Below are 19,556 nucleotides of genomic sequence, written 5' to 3'. Positions count from 1 at the left end.
ACCGGATTCATCAGGTTGATTTGATGAAAGCTGGTGCGGCGTCTGAGTTCTGGCGCAATCAGAAAGGTTCCGGCATGGGAGCGCACCCCCTTGAGGCAGTATTTGCTCATGAAGCCAGGCGGAATGCCTTCGGTGCGTGCCAGCGAGTAATGCCCGGTGGCAGCTTTGGCCAGTACCTGGGTACTGATGTCGGAGCCGACGATTTCCCATGGTGCATTCGGCAAATGCTCGGCCAGCATCATGGCCAGCGTATAGACCTCTTCGCCGCTCGAACAGGCCGCACTCCAGATCCGGAAGGTGGCCGGGCTGCGCCGCTTTTGCAGGATCTCGTCGCGCAGGAAGTCAAAATGCTTTTGTTCGCGAAAGAAGTAAGTTTCGTTGGTGGTCAGCAAGTCGACCATCGTCTGCAACTCTTCCGGATGCTGGCCGCTCGCCAGCATGCGGTAATACTGGCCAAAATTGCCCAACTCGTATTGCTTCAGGCGGCGCGAAAGACGGCCGACCAGCAGGACCTTTTTTGCATCGCTCAGACTGATGCCGGCGATCTTGTAGATCAAACGCTGGAAAAGGGAAAATTCCTGATCGGTAATTGGACTCGGTTCGCTCATCAAAACAGCTCGATCTTGTTTTCGGCCGGTGCCGGTTTGCGCAGCAGTGAGTCGGCGTAAGCCTGTTCCTCCCTGGCGATCACTTCGGCGGCCGCCATGTTGGTGACCATGCGCCGGCAGTAGGCATCGCCGGTGTTTGGCAGAAACAGTACCTTGCGCGACCATGGGCCAAGGAAATCGGTGGCAACCAGAGGGATGTCTTCACGCGCCAGCCACTCTTTGGCGAAAGTGGCGTTGCGTACGCCAATATTCATCGAGGGACCACTTGTGTTGATGATGGTGCCGCCACCGAATGCCTTGGCCTGCAGGTGTTCCTTCCGGGCGCCGCGCTGGAGCAGGGCATTGAGCAGCGACTCCATGGCAAAGCTACCTGAGAGCAGTGTATCCACATCGTCGTGATGGCTGCGCCGGATACTGGGTAGCATGAAATGATTCAGCCCCCCGACCCGAACCTTGTGATCAAACAGGCAAACCGCGACGCAGGAGCCGAGCAGCGTCGCCAGCGGTCGCTCCGGCTCGATCGCCCAAGCCCCGGGGTGAATGGTCCGGGCCTGGCGCTCGATCTCCTTGGAAGGTAGTTTGCTGTAATCCATCGAGATGCATTGCTTTCGGTCCGTATTCAGGAGGCTGGACGGTCAACGGTTGAAAAAGTGAATTTATGCCATTCCGGCAGCGATGCCGGAATCGCCTGCGAGTTTTTCGACCCCGGTCAGAGACGCAATTTCTTCGACGGAAAGGACATTTTCCAGATTGAGCAGGATGACGAATTTGCCGGCGACCTTGCCCATGCCAAAAATGAAATCGGCACGAATTCTGGCACCGAAGGAGGGCGGCGGTTCGATTTCGCTGGACGGAATCTCAAGAACCTCGGAAACGGCATCAACGATGACGCCGATGTCGTGACGCGTGTCTTCGTCCTGGATTTCGACGATGACGATGCAGGTTCTTTTGCCAATGACCGTCTGCTGGCCGCCAAAACGCGCCGTCAGATCGATGACCGGCACCACGCTGCCGCGCAGGTTGATGACGCCGCGAATGAAGGCCGGCATCATCGGAATCTCGGTCAGGCTACCGTATTCGATGATTTCCTTGACGTTGAGAATGCCGACCGCAAACATTTCGCCGCCGAGCGTGAAAGTCAGGTATTGGGAAGGAGAGTCCGCGCTAGTCGCGAGTACTCCTCCCTTTTGTTCAACTAGTTGTCCCATGATGACTCCTCAGTAACGCTCGAAATCACCCTCGTTGATCTGGATGGCCGCAGCCCGGGTTGCCGTGCGCGGCTTCGATCCGCCGGTCGCGCGGGGGGCCGAGAAGCTCTGGGCGGTACTGCGGCTGTTGTTGTCGAGATGGAAGAAGGTCATGGTCTGCTGCAATTGCTCCGCTTGGGAACCAAGTTCCTCGGCCGTAGCCGCCAGTTCTTCCGAAGCGGAGGCATTCTGTTGCGTTGCCTGGTTAAGCTGCCCCATGGCCCCGTTGATCTGCGCGACGCCGGAGGATTGTTCGCTCGATGCGGCAGCGATTTCCTGAACCAGATCGGAAGTCTTGCGGATTGAAGGAACGATTTCGTTGAGCAAGGTGCCTGCACGTTCGGCCTGCTTGACCGAGGTCGAGGCCAGGCCGCCGATTTCCTGGGCGGCGACCTGTGAGCGCTCGGCCAGTTTGCGGACTTCGGCCGCAACCACAGCAAAACCCTTGCCATGGTCGCCGGCACGGGCGGCTTCAATGGCGGCGTTGAGTGCCAGCAGGTTGGTCTGGTAGGCGATGTCGTCAATGATGCCGATCTTGTCGGCAATGCTCTTCATCGCTTCGACCGTCTGCACTACGGCTTCTCCGCCATCGGCTGCTTCCTTGGCGGCCTTGGAGGCCATGCCGTCGGTAACCTTGGCATTCTCGGTGTTTTGCGAAATGGAAGCGGTCATCTGTTCCATCGAGGACGTAGTTTCTTCGACCGAAGCGGCCTGTTCGCTGGAGGACTGCGACAGGGACTGGGCCGTGGCCGAGACCTGGCCGGCGGCGTTGGTCAGATTGTCGGCGGCGGTACGAACTTCGCCGATGATCTGGGTCAGCTTGCCGATCATGTTTTGCAGGGCATTCATCAACTGACCGACTTCGTCCTTGCTGTCGGACTGCAGCTTGACGGTCAGGTCACCTTCGGCCAGACGGCTGGCGGCCTGAACCGCTTCGTTGATCGGCACGGTAATCGAACGGGTTACCCAGAAGGCAAAACTGAGGGCAATCAGGATGGCGCCGATCGACAGCAGCATGATCATGTTCTTGGCGCTTTGCGCCGCTTCGCTGGCACGCTGACCAGCCTGATTCATCATGTCGGTCTGAATTTCGATCAGTTTGTTGATCGAGGCAAGATAGTTGGCCTGGGAGTTGCGCATGCTTCCAAACAGGTTGGCTAGGGCTTCATCACGTTTGCCGGTACTGATCTGCTCGCGCAGCTTGTTGAGATCGGCAACGTAGTCCTTGCGTGTTTCCTGGACTAGAACAAGTGCTTTTTTGCCGCTTTCCGAGGTAATTGTTTTCTCGAGTTTGTCGAGGTTGTCGCTGATTATCTTGCTCGCCGGCGGAATGCGGGCAAGCTCGATCTGGGCATCTTCGGGCTTTTGTTGCAGGATGGCATTGCGCGTGATGCGAGCTACTACGTTAACCTGGTCAATGATGTTGTTGGCAGCTACTGTTTTCGGGAACTTGTCATTGACCATATCGCCAATTTCATCATTCAGGCCACCAACCCGAAAAAAGGAGAGCGCCGAGATGATCAGCAGCAGCATCAGGACGACGCCAAAGCCAAGACCGAGTCGGACACCTATTTTCATATTCTTGAACATGATCTACCTCTTGTTGAATTGCGTTGCTTAATTACCGGGATGTACGGGCAGGGAGGGGGTATTCCTCTCCGGCAGGAATTTCTGTTCTTCACTCTGGCTGACAATCCGGACCAGCGCTGCAACATCGAGAATCAAGGCGACCTCGCCGCTGCCGAGAATGGTTGAACCGCCAATTCCCTGGAGATGCGGGAACATCACGCCGAGTGGTTTGATCACGGTCTGGAACTCGCCCATCAGCTGGTCAACGACTATCCCCGCCTTTTGCCCGCCGAACTGGATGACGACAATGCTTTCGCGGGCCGGTGGCGTTCCCTCAATCTCGAAAAGATCTCGCAACCGGATGAAGGGCAGGGCTTCGCCGCGCAGGTTGAGGAAGCTGCGTCCGGTCGGCGGCTCCTTTTGTTCTATGCATTCAACAACGGTGTCGAGCGGAATGACATAGGCTGCCTTGCCGACGCCGACCAGGAAGCCATCGATGATGGCCAGAGTCAGCGGCAGGTGGATGCTGAAAGTGCTGCCCTGTCCTTCGACGGAAGTTACGTTAACCGCACCGCGCAGTGCCTGGATGTTGCGGCGTACGACGTCCATGCCGACGCCGCGGCCGGACAGGTTGGAAACCTTGTCTACGGTAGAGAAGCCCGGCTCGAAGATGAGATTGACAATTTCGGCCTCGGAAAGCTGTTGACCGGGCTGGATGATCCCTCGCTCCAGCGCCTTGGCGGAGATCTTGTTCTTGTTGAGCCCGCCACCGTCATCGGAAACCTCGATCACGATGCTGCCCGAGTCATGGAAGGCATTGAGCGAAACACGGCCACAGGCCGGCTTGCCTCGTTCCAGGCGCAGTGCGACAGGCTCGATACCATGGTCGAGGGAGTTTCTGACCAGGTGCATCAGCGGATCGCCGATTTTTTCGACGACGGTCTTGTCGAGTTCGGTTTCTGCACCGCTGATCTGCAAGTCGATTTCCTTGCCCAGTTCTTTTGAAACATCACGGACTACCCGGTTGAAGCGGGTGAAGGTGTCACCGATCTGCACCATGCGCAGTTGCAGAGCGGAATCTCGAATGTTTTCGACGAGGCGCGACAGGACCGAGGTCGCTTCAACCAGCCCGGCTTGCCGGCTTTTCTGGGCGAGCAGGTTAGCCGAAGCGCCAGCGATGACCAGTTCGCCCACCAGGTCGATCAACTGGTCGAGTTTGTCGGCCTGAACGCGAACCAGACGGGCTTCCTTAGCCTTCTTGTCATTGACCTGGGTTTGCTTGACGACCGCTGCTTCAACCAGTTCCTTGTGGACCACCTTGTTGTCGACAAGTATTTCGCCCAACTGCGGTGAGTGCGGTGCGCCATCGGTCGACGGGCCGGCGCACGCCGTTTCCTGGTTGAGTAGTCCCTGGTCGATTTCAGTCTGCGTCAACGCGCCACAGCGCACGAGAATTTCGCCGAGACGCATGCTGTCTTCCGGGAGTTCCTCAATACGCTTGATGTATTCCGAAAGCTTGCTGTTCGGCGGCAGGATGTGGAGGTCGCACTCATCGCGGACAAAATCGAAGACGCGCTCGATATCGGCCTTCGAGCTACGTGTCTGCAACTGGATTTCAAAGCCGATATAGCAGGACTCCGGGTCCATTTCAGCTGCGGCCGGTATGGCGTCGGTGATCGTTTCGAGTCCGACAATTTCGCCCAGCGAGGCCAGGTAGCGGATGAAAGAGAGAGGCTCCATGCCGCCGCGCAGCACGTTTTCGCCAAAGCGCACTGAGATGTGCCAGCTATCGGTGACGACAATGCCGCCACCCGAGCTTTCGACCTCGACCGTCGGATCATGCAGCGTCATGTCGGAACTGGCGGGCGCGGTTGTCGGTGCCCCCAGGAGCACCTTGAGACGTTCGGTCAGGCTTTCTCCGCGGGCCTGCAGTTCTGCATCCGGCTCGCTGGCTTCGGCTCCGAGAACATCAAGCAGACAGCCCATGTGGTCGCAGCATTCGAGCAGCAGGGTGGCGAGGGTGGAGGTCACGGCGAGATCGCCGTTGCGCAGCGCATCGAGCAGGTTTTCTACGCGATGGGTAAAGGATTCGATGAAGTGGCATTCAATGACGCCGGAGCCCCCCTTGATGGTGTGGGCGGCGCGAAAAATGCTGTTGATGTTGTCCTGGTCTTCCGGATCTTGCTCCAGCCGCAACAGGCCGGATTCCATCTCTGCAAGTTGCTCGCGGCTTTCCTGGATGAAGACGCCGGTAATTTCGTCCATGTTTGTTCTCCGCTGCCCGTCAGGGTGTCTCATGAGCAGGAATGAGCAATGGGTCGCCAAACTCGGCGGCCATGTTGCAAAATTCGACGACTGCGCTCACCGCCTGGCTGTGCGCCACGATACGAACGCACTTTCCGGCGCGCTGTGCCTCTTTCTTGAGTAATACAAGCAGTTGCAGACCGGCCGTGTCCATTTCGCCAACCTGGGCCAGGTTCAACTCCAGATCAGCTGTTTGCGAAAGGGCGTCAAGGAGTTTTTCCTTGAGCTCCAGTGCGTGATAGATGGTCAAGTCTTCGGTGACCGTTAACGGTTGACTGGATGGCATGTCAGTTTTCCTTAAAACAACTCAATCCGTGACTGGGGAGCGGTAGCTGTCCCCGAGGTTCGCTTGAGTGAGCTGTCATGAGTATTTCTCTGCTGCTCCATGACATAGCGGCTGTAAAGCGTTTCCAGATGCTGGGCAATCGGCGTGTAGCCGGATTCCGTGCCGCCGCCGGAGCGCAGGCGATCAGCCAACATGCTTGCATGCTCGTCCAGTTGTGCCAGTGCCTGCATGACGTGCTCGATCTGCTGCCGGGTGACATCCTGAAACTGTACGCTGGCCTGGGCTTCGAGGAACATCTCGGCCAGTTGCCGGCTGCTGCTCTGAACTTCGGCCAGGACGCCCGCTTCATGCTGCATCAGTTCTTCGTAGTTCTGGCCGAGCTCGTTGAGCTGGGCTGAGAAAAACTCGAGCAACTGCTTTTCCTTTTCGAGATTGACATTGGAAAGCTTGTCTTCGAACTGGGTTTCGATATGTTCGCTAACTGATGCGATGCCCTGGCTGATCTTGACGACCGCCGTTTCAGTCTCGCCAGACAATTTGCGCACTTCGTCGGCAACCACCGCAAAACCACGCCCCGCCTCGCCGGCGCGGGCCGCCTCGATGGCCGCATTCAGCGCCAGCAGGTTGGTTTGCCCGGCGACATGCTTGATCAGTTGGACCAGCGACTCCAGCGAGCGCGCTTCCTGCACCACCTGTTTTACCCGTATCTGATCCTGTGCCGCCTCATGCAGGCGTTGCTGCACGTAGCCTTCAATTTGCAGGATCATCTTCTGGTTCTGCGCAATACGCGTTTCCGAGTCGCGTACCAGCTGCGCTGTTTCGTCGGTGGTTCCGGAAACATAGCGATCAAGTGCGGTAACCACGCTGTCAATGGTCTGCAGGCGCTCGGCAATGTTGAAGGCGGCTTTCTCGGTTTCGTCGATGACACTCTTCAACTGATTGCGGACGACTTCATTGAAGCTGGAAATCTGGATGAGTTCTCCCGAAACCTCCCCGGCCACCTGATGATAGTTTTCCAGCTTGCTTTCGTCACCGCTGGCAAGCTTATCCAGGCCGAGCATCTGGTCGCGGTAAAACGCCAGCGAAACCATGCGTTGCGCCAGATAACTGGCGGCGACCAGAACAAAGGTGCCCAGTGCATCGACTTCTGGCGATTTTAGTCCGGTCAGTGAGGTAAAGGCTGTGTGAAACCAGTTGTGGGCAAAATAGACGACACAGGAGGCTCCCGTGGCGACAATCAGGAAAACAATCAGGCCACGGCGCAGGAGTGTGTTGATCGGCATGCGTTTAGCGAACGACCAGCTTGATTGTGTTGAGCAGTTCATCGGCCGTTGCCGGCTTGACGATCCAACCCGAAGCACCGGCTGCCTTGGCTTCCAGCTTTCTGGACTGTTGCGACTCGGTGGTCAGGAAGAGGATGGGGACGAACTTGTAAGCGGGAAGCTTGCGCACTTCCTTGATCAACTCGATGCCGTTCATTCCCGGCATGTTGAGGTCGGTGATCATCAGGTCGATCTTGAGGCCGCCCTTCAGTTTGCGCAGGGCTTCTTCGGCATTCGAGGCCTTTTCGGCCGCATAGCCTGCCTTGGTCAGAATGTTTGAAATGCTCAGCAGGATGGTGGCCGAGTCATCGACAAGAAAAATTGTTTTCATGGATATTTGTTCCAGTATCTTTGGGGGTACTTATCGACAAGCCTGATGAAAACATGTTCTGGTTCGGGCAGTCTAGGTGTTATGCGCTTGGGTTAGCCGTGGGCTGGCGATGATATTTGTAAAGAAGTGTAACGATATCATTTTCCATTTTTGTTTGTCAGTGAAGATGCTCTCCTGGCGTGCATCTGGATCGTTTCGACGAGCAGGTTCAAGTCAATCGGCTTGACCACATGGGCGAGCATGCCGGAGGCGATGCATTTATCCCGCTCTTCGTCCAGCGCATGCGCGGTCAATCCGATAACCGGCAGTTCAGGGTCGACCTGGTGAATACGGCGAGTGGCCTCATGACCATCCATGAGCGGCATCATGATGTCCATCAGGACGATGTCCCAGCTCTTGCTGGCTGAATTGACCACCCGTTCAACTGCCTGCACGCCGTTCTCGACGCAGCACAGGCTAACGCCCTCGTCGAGAAGAATCTCCTCGAGGACAATACGGTTGATTTCGTTATCTTCGGCGGCGAGGATGCGCAATCCGCACAGGCGCGGGCCTGATCCGGACATCGTACTGAAGCTGCCGGGAGGTGAATTCACCTCCTTCAACGGCAGGCTGACGATGAAGTCACTACCTTTGCCAGGTGCGCTGCGCACACTGATCGTGCCCCCCATCAAGTCAAGCAGATGCTTGCAGATGACCAGGCCGAGCCCGGTTCCGCCAAAGCGGCGGCTGGTCGAAATGTCGGCCTGTGCGAAAGGCTGAAACAGGTGGGCCAGTTGATCCGGTGTCATGCCGATACCGGAGTCGGAAATCCGGAAAATCAGCGTCGCATCCTGGCGATATACCGATAGCGAGACCGTGCCCTGTGCTGTGAACTTGATTGCGTTGGACAGGAGATTGACCAGAACCTGCAGCAAGCGCAGCTCGTCGCCAAGGCATGCGACGGGAAGGTCGGCTGCCTTGCTGATCGCAAAATCGATTCCCTTGGTTCTGGCTCGCTCGGTACTCAGGTTGGCGGCTCGGTCGATCAGGGTGTCGAGATTGAGCGGGGCTGACTCAAGTGCCAGTTTGCCGGCTTCGATTTTCGCGAAGTCGAGAATGTCGTTGACTATGCCCAGGAGCAATTCGCCGGCCTGCACGATACGGGCAAAGTTTTCATGACACGAGGTACCTTTGCCGGCACGCAGGCCAACCTGGGCAAGGCCGAGCACAGCGTTGAGCGGGGTGCGGATTTCGTGACTCATGTTCGCGAGAAATTCGCTGCGCAGCTGTGCCAGACGTTCAGCATTTTGTTGTGCCGCAAGCAGGTCGACCGTGCGCGCCGCAACCATCTCTTCAAGATGGTCGCGATAATTTTTCAGTTCGGTTTCTGCCTGTACGCTTTGGCTGATGTCTTCCTTGACGGCGATGAAATTTCGGATGGCGCCGCTTTCGTCGGGTACCGGTGTGATCGTCTGGAATTCGTGATAGAGACTGCCGTCCCGACGCCGATTGATCAACCGCCCTTGCCAGACCTTGCCGGCACTGATCGTCTTCCACAGTTCATGGTAAGTCTCCGGCTCCTGCTCTCCGGAGCGCAACAGTTGGCGGGGATTGTGCCCAAGCACTTCAACCGGCTGGTAGCCCGTCATGGCAAAGAAAGCCGGATTGGCCCATTCGATCGCACCGCTGATGTCGGTAATCATGATTGCATTGGCTGTGGCATCCAGTGCCGCACCGCGCAGGCGCAACTGGGCCTCGGCCTGTTTGCGCTTGGTGATGTCCTGAAACGTAACCGTTAGCAAACCCACCGGATCATTCGGGGAGAGCGGGGCGATCGACCAGATGACATCAACCATCTGACCATTCTTGTGGCGCAGGCTGGCTTCGATGGAACATTGGCCATGTGCCTTTAGCTGGCTGTCCTTTTCGGCTCCGACGCGGTGAAATTCTTCATCCGACGGGTAGAGCAGGCGGGAAGACTGGCCGATCAACTCTTCTGACTGGTAGCCGGTGATACCGGTCATTGCTGGATTGACATCAACAAATACACGCTGTGCCGTCATGACACCGATACCGACCGGTGCAGTCTGAAGGATGCTGTGGATTCTGATTTCGCTGGCAGCGAGGCGCTGCCGGGTGTTCTGCAGTTCACTTTCAAACAAGTGCAGGGTTTCGCTCAGTTCAGCCTGGCTCGCTGTGCTGCTTTCCGGCAACGGGGAGGCGGTCGCATCGCCCTTGTTTACACTTGGATCATGCATTCAGTTATGGTGTATTCGAGCAGAATGAAATGACGTTATGCTACGCTTGCTGGTTGGTAGCCGATATCAGCAAATCTGAATATATTGCTTACCGGTAAGCAGGTATTCTGTTTGAATGTGTGGGCTGCGATCTGCATTGAGTTCGACCTAGTCGAGATCCATGCCCCGGCTGATGACGTAACGGGTCAACTCGGCGACGCTGTGCAGATCGAGTTTGCGCATGATGTTGCGGCGATGCACCTCTACGGTTGAGGCGGCAATGCTCATCTTCGCCGCGATCTGGATCGAGGTGTTGCCTTGAGCAACCAGACGCAATACCTGCTGCTCGCGATTGCCGAGACGGATGGGTGAAGGGATGCTCCTGTCTCTGCTGCTAATGCCGTGCGTGATCAGCGTTGCGACATCCGGGCACAGATAGCTGCGATTGCGCTGTACCGCATCAATCGCTCGCAGCAATTCATCGCTGGCCTCATCCTTTGTCACATAGGCCCCGGCCCCGGCCTCGATCATGTCGAGGACGTAACGTCGTTCGGCATAAATCGACAGGGCGATGATCTTGACCGAAGGATGCGCAAGCTTGATACGCCGCGTTGTTTCCACACCATTCATGCCGGGCAGGCCGATGTCCATGCAAACGATGTCCGGAGAGGTATCTGCGATGAGTCTGAGTGCCTCGTTGCCATCCCCTGTTTCACCAACAATTTTAATCTCGGGGCTGCGCTCGAGAAGCGCGCGCAGCGCTTCGCGGAACATCCGGTGATCATCGACAAGCAGAACGCGCAGGGTCATGGTTGGTAGCTCTTGATACTAGATCTGGACATGAATTCGGGTGCCTTTTCCCAAGCTGGAATTGATCACGAAAGTGCCGCCGACAAACTCGGTGGCCTCGCGCATGTTGATGAGGCCGAGTCCGCTTCCCGGTGCGGCGAGGCTGGGGTGCTGGCTGTCAAAACCAATGCCGTTGTCCGAGATGCTCATCGATATGCTGTTTGTTTGGCTGGACAGCCGGATCTCGGCAGAGGTGGCACGGGCATGCTTGGCACAATTGGTCAGCGCTTCCTGGAAAATGCGGAACAACACCAGTTCGTGTTCCGGCGACGGTTGCAATTCGCGGTTCTCACAGCTGATTGTTGCTTCGATGCCGGTGCGCCGGGTGAAGTCGTCGAGATGACTCTCCATGGCGGGCAGCAGGCCGGCATAATCAAGCAGGGGCGGCCGTAACTCCGAGCTGACTTCGCGAATGCTTGCTGCCGTATCCTCGATCAGGGCACGGGTATCTTCGATGCGGGCGGTGATTTCGCTCGAACCGCGGGCTGCGAGTTCGTTTGCCAGAATGCCCAGATTGATTGAAATGGCTGCCAGGTTGGGACTGGTCCGGTCATGCAGGTCGGCAGACAGGCGACGCCGGATTTCTTCCTGGGTTGCCACGAGATGTCGTGACATCGCCTCAAGCTTGGCTGCCTGCCGAAGACGCTCGGCTTCGGCCTTTTTGTGCTCGCGCCGGTCATAAACATTGGCTCGACTGGCCAGAAAATTGCCGGCTTCGTCGCGCAACGCCGTCGCGCTGATCACTGCAGGCAGGGCGCTACCATCCTTGCAGATGAACTCGACTTCGGTGTGTGCATTCGCCTGTTTTTCGAGCAACAGGGAAAAATAGGCAAGGAAGGACGGAACAGTTTCAGGGGAAAGAAACTCGACCAAGGCGCGACCGATAACCTCTTCCCGTGCATATCCCAGCCAGCGCAACTCGGTATCGTTGATGCGGATGAAGACACCGTCCTTGTTGACCGAGTGATAGCCACAAGGTGCATTTTGATAAAGATCCTCGACCTCGCCGGCATAGGTGCGTAATTGCTCCGTGGCGAGCTTGCTTGCCGTCTCGTCACGCAGGATGCCGACGAACTGTGTGACTTGCCCTTTGTTGTCGGCAATCGGGACAATCGACAACTCGTTGCGAAAGCTTGAGCCATCCTTGCGATAGTTCAGGATTTCGCCATGAAACTGCTGGCGGGATGCAAGTGCTGCTCTCATCTTGCCTACCGTTTTACTGCAAGTTGCCGCCCCTTGCAGAAACCTGCAATTCCTGCCGATGATTTCGTGCTGCGCATAACCGGTTATCTTTTCGACCCCCTTGTTCGCATAGCTGATCAGACCCTCGACATCGGTAATGATGACGCCTTGCGTAATGGCTGCCAGCGCGTCATGGTGCAGGCGCAGGCTGGCCATTTGTTCATCCCGCAACTTTTCGCCCTGCTTGCGCTCGGTGACCTCCCGGGCAAAGCCAATGGTGCCGACGACCTCGTTTTCACCATTGATAAGTGGCGCCTTGAAGGTCTCAAACCATTTTTCCATGCCTTTGTCGGGAACCTTTTCTTCAATGACCTTGATCTGGCGGGTGGCAAGCACATGCCGGTCATCTGCGCGATAGAGCTCGGCCAGATCCGCTGGCAAGATGTCGAAGTCGGTCTTGCCAACCAGTTCCTGCGGCAGCGAGGCTCCGAAGAGACCGGCAAAGGCTGCGTTGACGGCGAGTAGACGGCTCTCGGTGTTTTTTACCCACACCGGGAAGGGCAGGGTGTCAAGAACGGTCCGATAAAGTTCGAGGCATGCCGCTGGCGTCACCCGATTTTCACATCCTGGCATTTCGGGGGACGACGGATAACTAGTAAGGTGTTGTGCGTCCATGTTTGTTTCCACCATGTTTCTTGTAAGGACTCCCCGGTGGATTGGAATCCGTTTTTTAGGATAGGTTCATAAAAGAGTTGGAGCTTTTTGGAAAACCGCCCAACTGAGGCTGGTTATAAACCGACGAAGCTTGCCGCAGAAGGATCTTACGTGATCGGATGTGGCACCGACATTCAGGTATTTCCCTATAGCGAAGTACCGGTTTTGCGGTAGCTTGTCTTGTTTGTTTCGGCCTTGAGGGGCTTGGCTTGAGCTGCGCTCCGGCAGCCGATGTCAGGAAAGTATTGTATAAATCGCAGGATGATGAGTTGTAGCGACGGATCAATTCCGGGGCTGATCCAGATTGCAGTAGCTATCAACGGAGTGTTTTTCATGTTTGCAATGGTGATTCGATCCGGAGCGAGGGCTGCATGCTGTATGTCGCCGGTCTGACCCTTGGCTTTCTGCTCGCCAGCGTTTTTCTGGCGACAGCCGGAATCGGCATGCCTGTCGCCGTGGCGCATCTGGCATTTGCTGTCGGTGTCGTGCCACTGATTTTCGCGGCAATGAGTCATTTTGTACCGGTATTGACACGCACCGGTGATCCAGCGCCGTGGGTCGGGCGCCTGCCCTGGTTGGCACAGGCTGCCGGTCTGCTCGCCGTGCTGGCGATGCAGGGCATGCTGCCTTATTGGTTGTTGTATGGTGCGGCTACGGTCGACCTCGTTCTGGCGGCCTTTTTGCTCAACTGGATGGCGGCTCGGGCGCGCGCCAGTCTTGGTTCGCCGCACCCTGGCTGGCGCTGGTATGGCGCGGCGCTGGGCTGCCTGATGCTGGCCCTGCTGGCGATCCTGCTGACGGCGATCTGGCCGGCCTATTGGTATCCGCTGCGCCTGTTTCACCTGCATCTGAACACCATCGGCCTGGTCGGGCTGGCCGCGCTTGGCACCTTGCCGGTACTGATGCCGACCGTACTTGGCAAGCCCGACCCGGAAGCCGCCGGCTGGTTGCATCGGCGTCTCTGGCTGGTCGCCGGCGGCGCGCTGGTGGTGGCGACCGGGGCGGCCGTGGTCTGGCCGCTTGCGGCACCGGGGGCGGCGCTCGTTCTGGTCGCTGCGCTTGGCCTGGTCGGTCAGTGGGTGCGGCGTTTCGGTATCCGGCCGCTGCTCGCGGACGGTGCTGCCGCATCCTTGCTGGCGGCCGTTGTCGGCCTGTTGCTGACGCTGGCGGCGGGCGTCGCGCATGGTGCCGGCCTGTTGCCGGCGCGGCCCTCGTTGCTCGCCTGGGGCGCCGGTTTCCTGCTGCCTCTGGTCAGCGGGGCGCTCAGCCAGTTGCTGCCGGTCTGGCGCTGGCCGGGGCCGGTGACGCCGGAGCGTCGTCTGATGCGCGACAAGCTGGCGGCAAGCGGCGGCTGGCGGGCGCTGCTGTTCCTGCTCGCCGCTCTCGCCTTGCTCGCCGATTTGCAAGGGCTGGCGGGCGGCATCTTGCTGCTTGCGTTGCTGCTGTTTGTCGTCAACCTGCTGCAAGCCGTGCGCGTCAGGCGGTCGACGCGGTAAAATCGCCGTTTTTCGCTTTTCAGGGCTTCGCCATGCGCTATATCTCGACCCGCGGTAACGCCGCGCCCCAGACTTTCTGCGACATTCTCCTCGGCGGCCTGGCGCCGGATGGCGGCCTTTACCTGCCGGAAAGCTACCCGCAGATCAGCCGTGGCGAGCTTGATACCTGGCGTCAGCTGTCGTATGCCGACCTGGCCTACGAAATTCTCTCCAAGTTCATCACCGACATTCCGGCCGCCGATCTCAAGGCACTGGTCGCCAAGACCTACACCGCCGACGTCTATCGCTACACCCGCAATGGCGGCGATGCCGCCCAGATCACGCCGCTGACCAAGCTTGAGGACGGCCTGTACACGCAGGAACTGTCGAACGGCCCGACGCTCGCCTTCAAGGACATGGCGATGCAACTGCTCGGCAACCTGTTCGAGTACGTGCTCGACAAGCGTGGCCAGGCTATCAACATTCTCGGCGCCACCTCCGGCGACACCGGTTCGGCGGCCGAATACGCGATGCGCGGCAAGCACAATGTCAAGGTCTTCATGCTCTCGCCGGACGGCAAGATGAGCGCCTTCCAGCGCGCCCAGATGTATTCGCTGCAGGATCCGAACATCTTCAACATCGCCGTCACCGGCCTCTTCGACGACGCGCAGGATATCGTCAAGGCGGTGTCGAACGATGCCGAATTCAAGGCCAGGTACAAGATTGGCGCCGTCAATTCGATCAACTGGGCGCGCGTCGCGGCGCAGATCGTCTATTACTTCCAGGGCTATTTCCTGGCCACGAAATCGAACGACGAGCAGGTCGCCTTCGCCGTGCCCTCGGGCAATTTCGGCAACATCTGCGCCGGCCACATCGCCCGCCAGATGGGCCTGCCGATCGCCCGGCTGGTGCTCGCCACCAATGAAAACGACGTGCTCGACGAGTTCTTCAAGACCGGCATCTACCGTCCGCGCAGCGCCGCCGAGACCAGCATCACCTCCAGCCCGTCGATGGACATTTCCAAGGCCTCGAATTTCGAGCGCTTCGTCTTCGACCTGGTCGGCCGCGATCCGGCCGTTGTGCGCGAACTGTGGGCCAAGGTCGACAAGGGCCAGGCCTTCGATCTGTCCGCTACGGTCCACTGGCAAAAAATCGGCAATTTTGGTTTCGTTTCCGGCAAGAGCTCGCATGTTGACCGCATCAACACCATCCGCTTTGCGCAGGGCCGCTACAACGTCATGCTCGACACGCACACGGCTGACGGCCTGAAAGTGGCGCTCGAACATCGCCTGCCGAATGTGCCGATGATCGTGCTCGAAACGGCGCAGCCCGCCAAGTTCGAGGAAACCATCCGCGAGGCGCTCGGTACCGAGCCGGTGCGCCCGGCCGACCTGGCCGGCATCGAGAAGCTTGAGCAGCGCGTCGTCGTCATGGCGCCGGATGTCGCGGCGATCAAGCAGTTCCTCGTCGAACGCGTCTGAAAAAGCAAAGGGCGGTCCGTTTCCGGGCCGCCCTGCGAATAATTGGGGCCGGTCCGCAGGGACCGGCCTTTTTCATGCTCAGTCGTTGAGCAGGTCGATGAAGCGCATCGATAGATCGAGCGCCTTGACGTCCTTGGTCAGCGCGCCGACCGAGATGCGGTCCACGCCGGTTTCGGCAATGCCGCGGATGGTTTCCAACGTGACGTTGCCCGAGGATTCGAGCACGGCACGGCCAGCGTTGAGCTTGACGGCGTCGCGCAGCATGTCGAGGCTGAAATTGTCGAGCAGGATCATGGTTGCGCCGGCAGCCAGCGCGGCTTCCAGTTCGGCCAGCGACTCGACTTCGATTTGGATGAATTTGCAGCGGTCGACCGCTGCGGCAGCGGCATTTTGCGCCGCCGCCATGGCTTCGGCGATGCCGCCGGCAGCGTGGATGTGGTTTTCCTTGATCAGGATCGCATCCCACAGCGCCAGGCGGTGATTGCCGCCGCCACCGGCGCGGACCGCGTATTTCTGCGCGATGCGCAGGCCGGGCAGGGTCTTGCGCGTATCGACGACCTGCGCCTTGGTACCGGCAATCGTATCGGCGTAGATGCGCGCCTTGCTGGCCACGGCGGAAAGCAGTTGCAGGAAATTCAGGGCGCTGCGCTCGGCCGAGAGCAGGGCGCGGGCATTGGCGCGGATTTCGCACAGCAATTGGTTGGCGACGATGCACTCGCCGTCGGCGGCCTGCCAGGTGATTTCGGCCTGCGGATCGAGTTCCAGCACGCAGCGATCGAACCAGGCGCGACCGCAAAGCACGCCGTCTTCGCGCGAGATGACGGTGGCGCGCACGCTGCGTTCCCCCGGCACGAGGCCGGCGGTGAGGTCGCCGGCACCGATGTCTTCGGTCAGCGCGGCAGCGACGTTGCGGGTGATTTCGGGAGCAAGGGGGAAGTCGAATTCGATGGACATGGGCTGGGCAAATCGGCATGCTGGGGGCCGAATTGTACCTTCCGGAGGGGTTTGATGTCCGAAGTCGTCGGCGTGTTCCATATCAGTCTCGGCGTGTTGCTGGCGCTGGTCGTTGCCGTGTTGTTCTTCTACTGGTATATCCGCGACATCACGCAGAAGCGCCATACGGTGCTGCGCAATTTCCCGGTGATCGGCCATCTGCGCTTCTTCTTCGAGCATCTCGGCGAATATTTCCGGCAGTATTTCTTTCTCGGCGATCGCGAGGAAATGCCCTTCAACCGGGCAACGCGCGGCTGGGTCTATCGCCTGGCCAAGAACGAGGGCGGCATTCTCGGTTTTGGTTCGACCTACGACCTCAACCAGTCCGGCGCGCTGATCTTCGTCAATGCCTCCTTCCCGGTGCTGGAGAGCGAGCATCAGGCCACGCCGGCTGTCATTGTCGGAGAAGGCTGGTGCGACAAGCCATTTGCCGCTCGCTCGCTGATCAACGTCAGCGGCATGAGCTACGGTGCGATCTCCAAACCGGCCGTGCAGGCCCTGTCGCGCGGCGCGGCGCTGGCCGGCTGTTACATGGATACCGGCGAGGGCGGTTTGAGTCCCTACCACCTGGAGGGCGGTTGTGACGTCATCTACCAGATCGGCACTGCCAAGTACGGCGTGCGCGATGCCGCTGGCAAGCTCGATCCGGACAAGCTGCGCCTGATGGCTGCGCACGAACATGTGCGGGCTTTCGAGATCAAGTTGTCGCAGGGCGCCAAGCCGGGCAAGGGCGGCGTGCTGCCGGCCGCCAAGGTGACCGAGGAAATTGCCAAAATCCGCGGTATACCGTTCGGCCAGGATTCCTTGTCGCCGAACCGGCATGCCGAAACCGGCAACATGGACGAACTGCTCGACATGGTGGTGCGCGTGCGCACGATCACCGGCAAGCCGGTTGGCGTCAAGACGGCGATCGGCGGCTGGCAGTTCATGCACGAGCTGGTCGAGGCGGTGAACCGGCGCGGCCTCGACTGTGCCCCGGATTTCCTTACCATTGACGGTGGCGAAGGCGGTTCCGGTGCGGCACCGCAGGCGCTGGCCGACCACATGTCGCTGTCGATCAACGAGGCGCTGCCGCGCGTGGTCGATGCGCTGATCGAGAGCGGTCTGCGTGAACGCATCAAGGTGATTGCCTCGGGCAAATTGCTGACCCCGGCCAAGGTCGCCTGGGCGCTGGCTTGCGGCGCCGACCTGATCAACACGGCGCGCGGCTACATGTTCTCGCTCGGTTGCATCCAGGCGCTACGCTGCCACCAGAACAGCTGTCCGACCGGCATCACGACGCACGACCCGCGCCTGCAGCGCGGCCTGGTCGTCGAGGACAAGGCGGAGCGCGTTGCCGCCTACACCCGCAACATGAACAAGGAAGTCGAGATGATCGCGCACGCCTGTGGTCTCAGGCATGCGCGGCAACTGCGCCGCGAGCATGTGCGCATCGTCCAGCCGAACGGCCAGAGCGCCGCGCTCAACGTGCTTTATCCCTATCCGGCGGTGCGCTGAGCGATCCACTGGTTGAACAGGGCGCGGGCGGCGTCGATGACTTCGCCGGCGGTCAGGCCGATCGGGCCGATGCCTGCGGCGACCAGCCGGTCGGCGGCGGCGCCGTGCAGGTGTACGCCGGCCAGTAAAGCCTGTTCGGCCGGCCAACCCTGGGCAAGCAGGGCGGTGATCAGGCCGGTCAGCACGTCGCCCATGCCGGCCGTGGCCATGCCGGGATTGCCCGTGGAATTGATCCAGCAGCGGGCGTCGACCGTTGCGATCACGGTGCCGCAGCCCTTGAGCGCGACATGGCAGCGATAGCGTTCGGCGATTTCACGTGCCGCGGCGAGCCGGTCGGCCTGCACGTCGGCAGTCTCGCATTCGAGCAGGCGGGCGGCTTCGGCCGGGTGCGGGGTCAGGATGGCCGGCATGCTGCGGCTGGCCAGCGCGACCTGCAGATTGCCCTCGCTGGCGACCAGGTTGAGTGCATCGGCGTCGAGCACCAGCGGCTGGTCGAAGGCGATTGCACGTTCAAGCAGTTCCGAGGCTTCAAGGGAATTGCCCAGGCCCGGGCCGCAGGCGAGCACGTCGAGTTCGCCCTGAAGCAGCGACTGCGGGCGGCGCAACATCAGTTCCGGCTGCTCCGGATCGAAGCTGGGCGGTTGCGGATCGAGCAGGCCGACATAGACGCGACCGGCGCCGAGCTTCAGCGCTGCGCGGCCGGCCAGGAAGGCGGCACCGACCATCGAGTGCGCCCCGCCCAGGATGCCGGCGCTGCCATTGCTGCCCTTGTGGCTGTTCAGGTGGCGCGGCTGCAGGTGCGCGGCAAAATCGGCCAATTCGAGCAGTCGACCGTCGGGCGGCAATTCGTTGGCCGGATCGAGCTCGAGATTGGCGATGCGCAGCCGGCCGCAGTATTCCGGGCCGTCACCGGTCAACAGGCCGGGTTTGGCCGAAATGAAGCTCAAGGTATGCGTCGCCCGGATCACTGCGCCGAGGATTTGCCCGGTATCGGCATTGAGGCCGGACGGGCAGTCGAGGGCGAGCAAGGGGCAGCGGTCGCGCTGCGCGAGGCGGTTGGCCGTCGCGATCCACTCGGCGTATTGCCCCTCAGGGGCGCGACCGAGACCGATGCCGAACAGGCCGTCGATGATCAGCGACCAGGCGCTGTCTTCCGGAATGCTCGAAAGGCAGGCGCCGCCTTCCGAGACGAAGTCCTGCCAGGCATTGCGTGCATCGGCCGGCAGATTTTTCGCTTCGCCGACAAAGACGACACTGACTTCGAAGAAGCGCTGGCGCAGCAGACGTGCCGCGACAAAGGCATCGCCACCATTGTTGCCGGGACCGGCCAGCACCAGCACCGGCAGGTTGCGCTGGCCGGCCAGTTCGGCCGCCCACGCCGCAGCCGCCTGACCGGCACGCTGCATCAGGTTTTCATCGGCGTGACGGGCTTCGATCTGGCGAAGGCTGCGGGCGTAGTAGAGGGCATTGCGCGACATGGCG

Annotated in this window: 17 protein-coding genes; 3 read left to right on the top strand and 14 right to left on the bottom strand. The window is 59.7% G+C overall.

All coding sequences use genetic code 11. The features are described from left to right. The 12 genes from KIG99_RS19935 to KIG99_RS19880 all read right to left on the bottom strand — a co-directional run. Positions 1 to 608, bottom strand: a 608-nt coding sequence (locus tag KIG99_RS19935; protein WP_226461766.1) for a CheR family methyltransferase, incomplete at its 3' end; no start/stop codon positions are given. Continuing rightward, on the bottom strand, positions 608 to 1,201 hold the full coding sequence (locus KIG99_RS19930; protein WP_226461765.1) for a chemotaxis protein CheD: 594 nt from the start codon (positions 1,199 to 1,201) through the stop codon (positions 608 to 610). The genes KIG99_RS19935 and KIG99_RS19930, both read right to left, overlap by 1 nt. A gap of 63 nt (positions 1,202 to 1,264) precedes the next feature. Next, entirely contained in the window at positions 1,265 to 1,816 is a 552-nt protein-coding gene (locus KIG99_RS19925) for a chemotaxis protein CheW (RefSeq protein WP_226461764.1), read from the bottom strand. A gap of 9 nt (positions 1,817 to 1,825) precedes the next feature. Further along, positions 1,826 to 3,445 (bottom strand): methyl-accepting chemotaxis protein, encoded by a 1,620-nt coding sequence (locus KIG99_RS19920; RefSeq protein ID WP_226461763.1) that lies wholly within the window; start codon positions 3,443 to 3,445, stop codon positions 1,826 to 1,828. 27 nt (positions 3,446 to 3,472) lie between these two features. Continuing rightward, a complete protein-coding gene (locus KIG99_RS19915) occupies positions 3,473 to 5,689 on the bottom strand; it encodes a chemotaxis protein CheA (RefSeq protein ID WP_226461762.1) in 2,217 nt (738 codons plus the stop codon). A gap of 19 nt (positions 5,690 to 5,708) precedes the next feature. Next, complete coding sequence (locus tag KIG99_RS19910) at positions 5,709 to 6,014, bottom strand: STAS domain-containing protein (protein ID WP_226461761.1); 306 nt, start codon at positions 6,012 to 6,014, stop codon at positions 5,709 to 5,711. 11 nt (positions 6,015 to 6,025) lie between these two features. After that, entirely contained in the window at positions 6,026 to 7,297 is a 1,272-nt protein-coding gene (locus KIG99_RS19905) for a methyl-accepting chemotaxis protein (protein WP_226461760.1), read from the bottom strand. A 4-nt stretch (positions 7,298 to 7,301) separates the two neighbouring features. Next, positions 7,302 to 7,667 carry a response regulator gene (locus KIG99_RS19900; RefSeq protein WP_226461759.1) on the bottom strand — a complete coding sequence of 122 codons (366 nt, stop codon included), beginning with the start codon at positions 7,665 to 7,667 and terminating at the stop codon, positions 7,302 to 7,304. Positions 7,668 to 7,804: 137 nt separating this feature from the next. Continuing rightward, positions 7,805 to 9,904, bottom strand: a complete 2,100-nt coding sequence (locus tag KIG99_RS19895; protein WP_226461758.1) for a PAS domain-containing hybrid sensor histidine kinase/response regulator — start codon at positions 9,902 to 9,904, stop codon at positions 7,805 to 7,807. A 147-nt stretch (positions 9,905 to 10,051) separates the two neighbouring features. Further along, the gene (locus KIG99_RS19890; RefSeq protein ID WP_226461757.1) at positions 10,052 to 10,693 is read right to left on the bottom strand and encodes a response regulator; all 642 of its coding nucleotides are present in this window, start codon (positions 10,691 to 10,693) and stop codon (positions 10,052 to 10,054) included. Between the two features lie 18 nt (positions 10,694 to 10,711). After that, positions 10,712 to 12,547, bottom strand: a complete 1,836-nt coding sequence (locus KIG99_RS19885; RefSeq protein ID WP_226461860.1) for a PAS domain S-box protein — start codon at positions 12,545 to 12,547, stop codon at positions 10,712 to 10,714. A gap of 227 nt (positions 12,548 to 12,774) precedes the next feature. Continuing rightward, positions 12,775 to 13,092, bottom strand: coding sequence for a hypothetical protein (locus tag KIG99_RS19880; protein ID WP_226461756.1), 318 nt, complete (start codon positions 13,090 to 13,092; stop codon positions 12,775 to 12,777). Here KIG99_RS19880 and KIG99_RS19875 point away from each other — a divergent pair. Continuing rightward, positions 13,072 to 14,124, top strand: a complete 1,053-nt coding sequence (locus tag KIG99_RS19875; RefSeq protein WP_226461755.1) for a hypothetical protein — start codon at positions 13,072 to 13,074, stop codon at positions 14,122 to 14,124. The genes KIG99_RS19880 and KIG99_RS19875 overlap by 21 nt on opposite strands. A 32-nt stretch (positions 14,125 to 14,156) precedes the next feature. After that, positions 14,157 to 15,584, top strand: coding sequence for a threonine synthase (gene thrC / locus KIG99_RS19870; RefSeq protein ID WP_226461754.1), 1,428 nt, complete (start codon positions 14,157 to 14,159; stop codon positions 15,582 to 15,584). Positions 15,585 to 15,662: 78 nt separating this feature from the next. On the opposite strand, the gene nadC is transcribed toward thrC, so the two are convergent. Continuing rightward, on the bottom strand, positions 15,663 to 16,538 hold the full coding sequence (gene nadC / locus KIG99_RS19865) for a carboxylating nicotinate-nucleotide diphosphorylase (protein WP_226461753.1): 876 nt from the start codon (positions 16,536 to 16,538) through the stop codon (positions 15,663 to 15,665). A gap of 54 nt (positions 16,539 to 16,592) precedes the next feature. On the opposite strand from nadC, the gene KIG99_RS19860 reads away from it, so the two are divergent. Next, positions 16,593 to 18,074, top strand: a complete 1,482-nt coding sequence (locus tag KIG99_RS19860; protein WP_226461752.1) for an FMN-binding glutamate synthase family protein — start codon at positions 16,593 to 16,595, stop codon at positions 18,072 to 18,074. On the opposite strand, the gene KIG99_RS19855 is transcribed toward KIG99_RS19860, so the two are convergent. Beyond that, the gene (locus tag KIG99_RS19855; protein ID WP_226461751.1) at positions 18,056 to 19,552 is read right to left on the bottom strand and encodes an NAD(P)H-hydrate dehydratase; all 1,497 of its coding nucleotides are present in this window, start codon (positions 19,550 to 19,552) and stop codon (positions 18,056 to 18,058) included. The genes KIG99_RS19860 and KIG99_RS19855 overlap by 19 nt on opposite strands. Positions 19,553 to 19,556: the final 4 nt, after the last annotated feature.

The organism is Quatrionicoccus australiensis, assembly GCF_020510425.1.
In the GTDB taxonomy this organism is placed as follows: Bacteria; Pseudomonadota; Gammaproteobacteria; order Burkholderiales; family Rhodocyclaceae; genus Azonexus; species Azonexus australiensis_A.
This window is presented reverse-complemented; position numbering and strand designations above follow the sequence as displayed.

What these genes read in the sequence shown, in the direction of transcription:
- KIG99_RS19930 (WP_226461765.1), bottom strand. Translation starts at nt 1,201, where the DNA reads ATGGATTACAGCAAACTACCTTCCAAGGAGATCGAGCGCCAGGCCCGG.
- KIG99_RS19925 (WP_226461764.1), bottom strand. Translation starts at nt 1,816, where the DNA reads ATGGGACAACTAGTTGAACAAAAGGGAGGAGTACTCGCGACTAGCGCG.
- KIG99_RS19920 (WP_226461763.1), bottom strand. Translation starts at nt 3,445, where the DNA reads ATGTTCAAGAATATGAAAATAGGTGTCCGACTCGGTCTTGGCTTTGGC.
- KIG99_RS19915 (WP_226461762.1), bottom strand. Translation starts at nt 5,689, where the DNA reads ATGGACGAAATTACCGGCGTCTTCATCCAGGAAAGCCGCGAGCAACTT.
- KIG99_RS19910 (WP_226461761.1), bottom strand. Translation starts at nt 6,014, where the DNA reads ATGCCATCCAGTCAACCGTTAACGGTCACCGAAGACTTGACCATCTAT.
- KIG99_RS19905 (WP_226461760.1), bottom strand. Translation starts at nt 7,297, where the DNA reads ATGCCGATCAACACACTCCTGCGCCGTGGCCTGATTGTTTTCCTGATT.
- KIG99_RS19900 (WP_226461759.1), bottom strand. Translation starts at nt 7,667, where the DNA reads ATGAAAACAATTTTTCTTGTCGATGACTCGGCCACCATCCTGCTGAGC.
- KIG99_RS19895 (WP_226461758.1), bottom strand. Translation starts at nt 9,904, where the DNA reads ATGCATGATCCAAGTGTAAACAAGGGCGATGCGACCGCCTCCCCGTTG.
- KIG99_RS19890 (WP_226461757.1), bottom strand. Translation starts at nt 10,693, where the DNA reads ATGACCCTGCGCGTTCTGCTTGTCGATGATCACCGGATGTTCCGCGAA.
- KIG99_RS19885 (WP_226461860.1), bottom strand. Translation starts at nt 12,547, where the DNA reads ATGCCAGGATGTGAAAATCGGGTGACGCCAGCGGCATGCCTCGAACTT.
- KIG99_RS19875 (WP_226461755.1), top strand. Translation starts at nt 13,072, where the DNA reads ATGCCTGTCGCCGTGGCGCATCTGGCATTTGCTGTCGGTGTCGTGCCA.
- KIG99_RS19880 (WP_226461756.1), bottom strand. Translation starts at nt 13,092, where the DNA reads ATGCGCCACGGCGACAGGCATGCCGATTCCGGCTGTCGCCAGAAAAAC.
- thrC (WP_226461754.1), top strand. Translation starts at nt 14,157, where the DNA reads ATGCGCTATATCTCGACCCGCGGTAACGCCGCGCCCCAGACTTTCTGC.
- nadC (WP_226461753.1), bottom strand. Translation starts at nt 16,538, where the DNA reads ATGTCCATCGAATTCGACTTCCCCCTTGCTCCCGAAATCACCCGCAAC.
- KIG99_RS19860 (WP_226461752.1), top strand. Translation starts at nt 16,593, where the DNA reads ATGTCCGAAGTCGTCGGCGTGTTCCATATCAGTCTCGGCGTGTTGCTG.
- KIG99_RS19855 (WP_226461751.1), bottom strand. Translation starts at nt 19,552, where the DNA reads ATGTCGCGCAATGCCCTCTACTACGCCCGCAGCCTTCGCCAGATCGAA.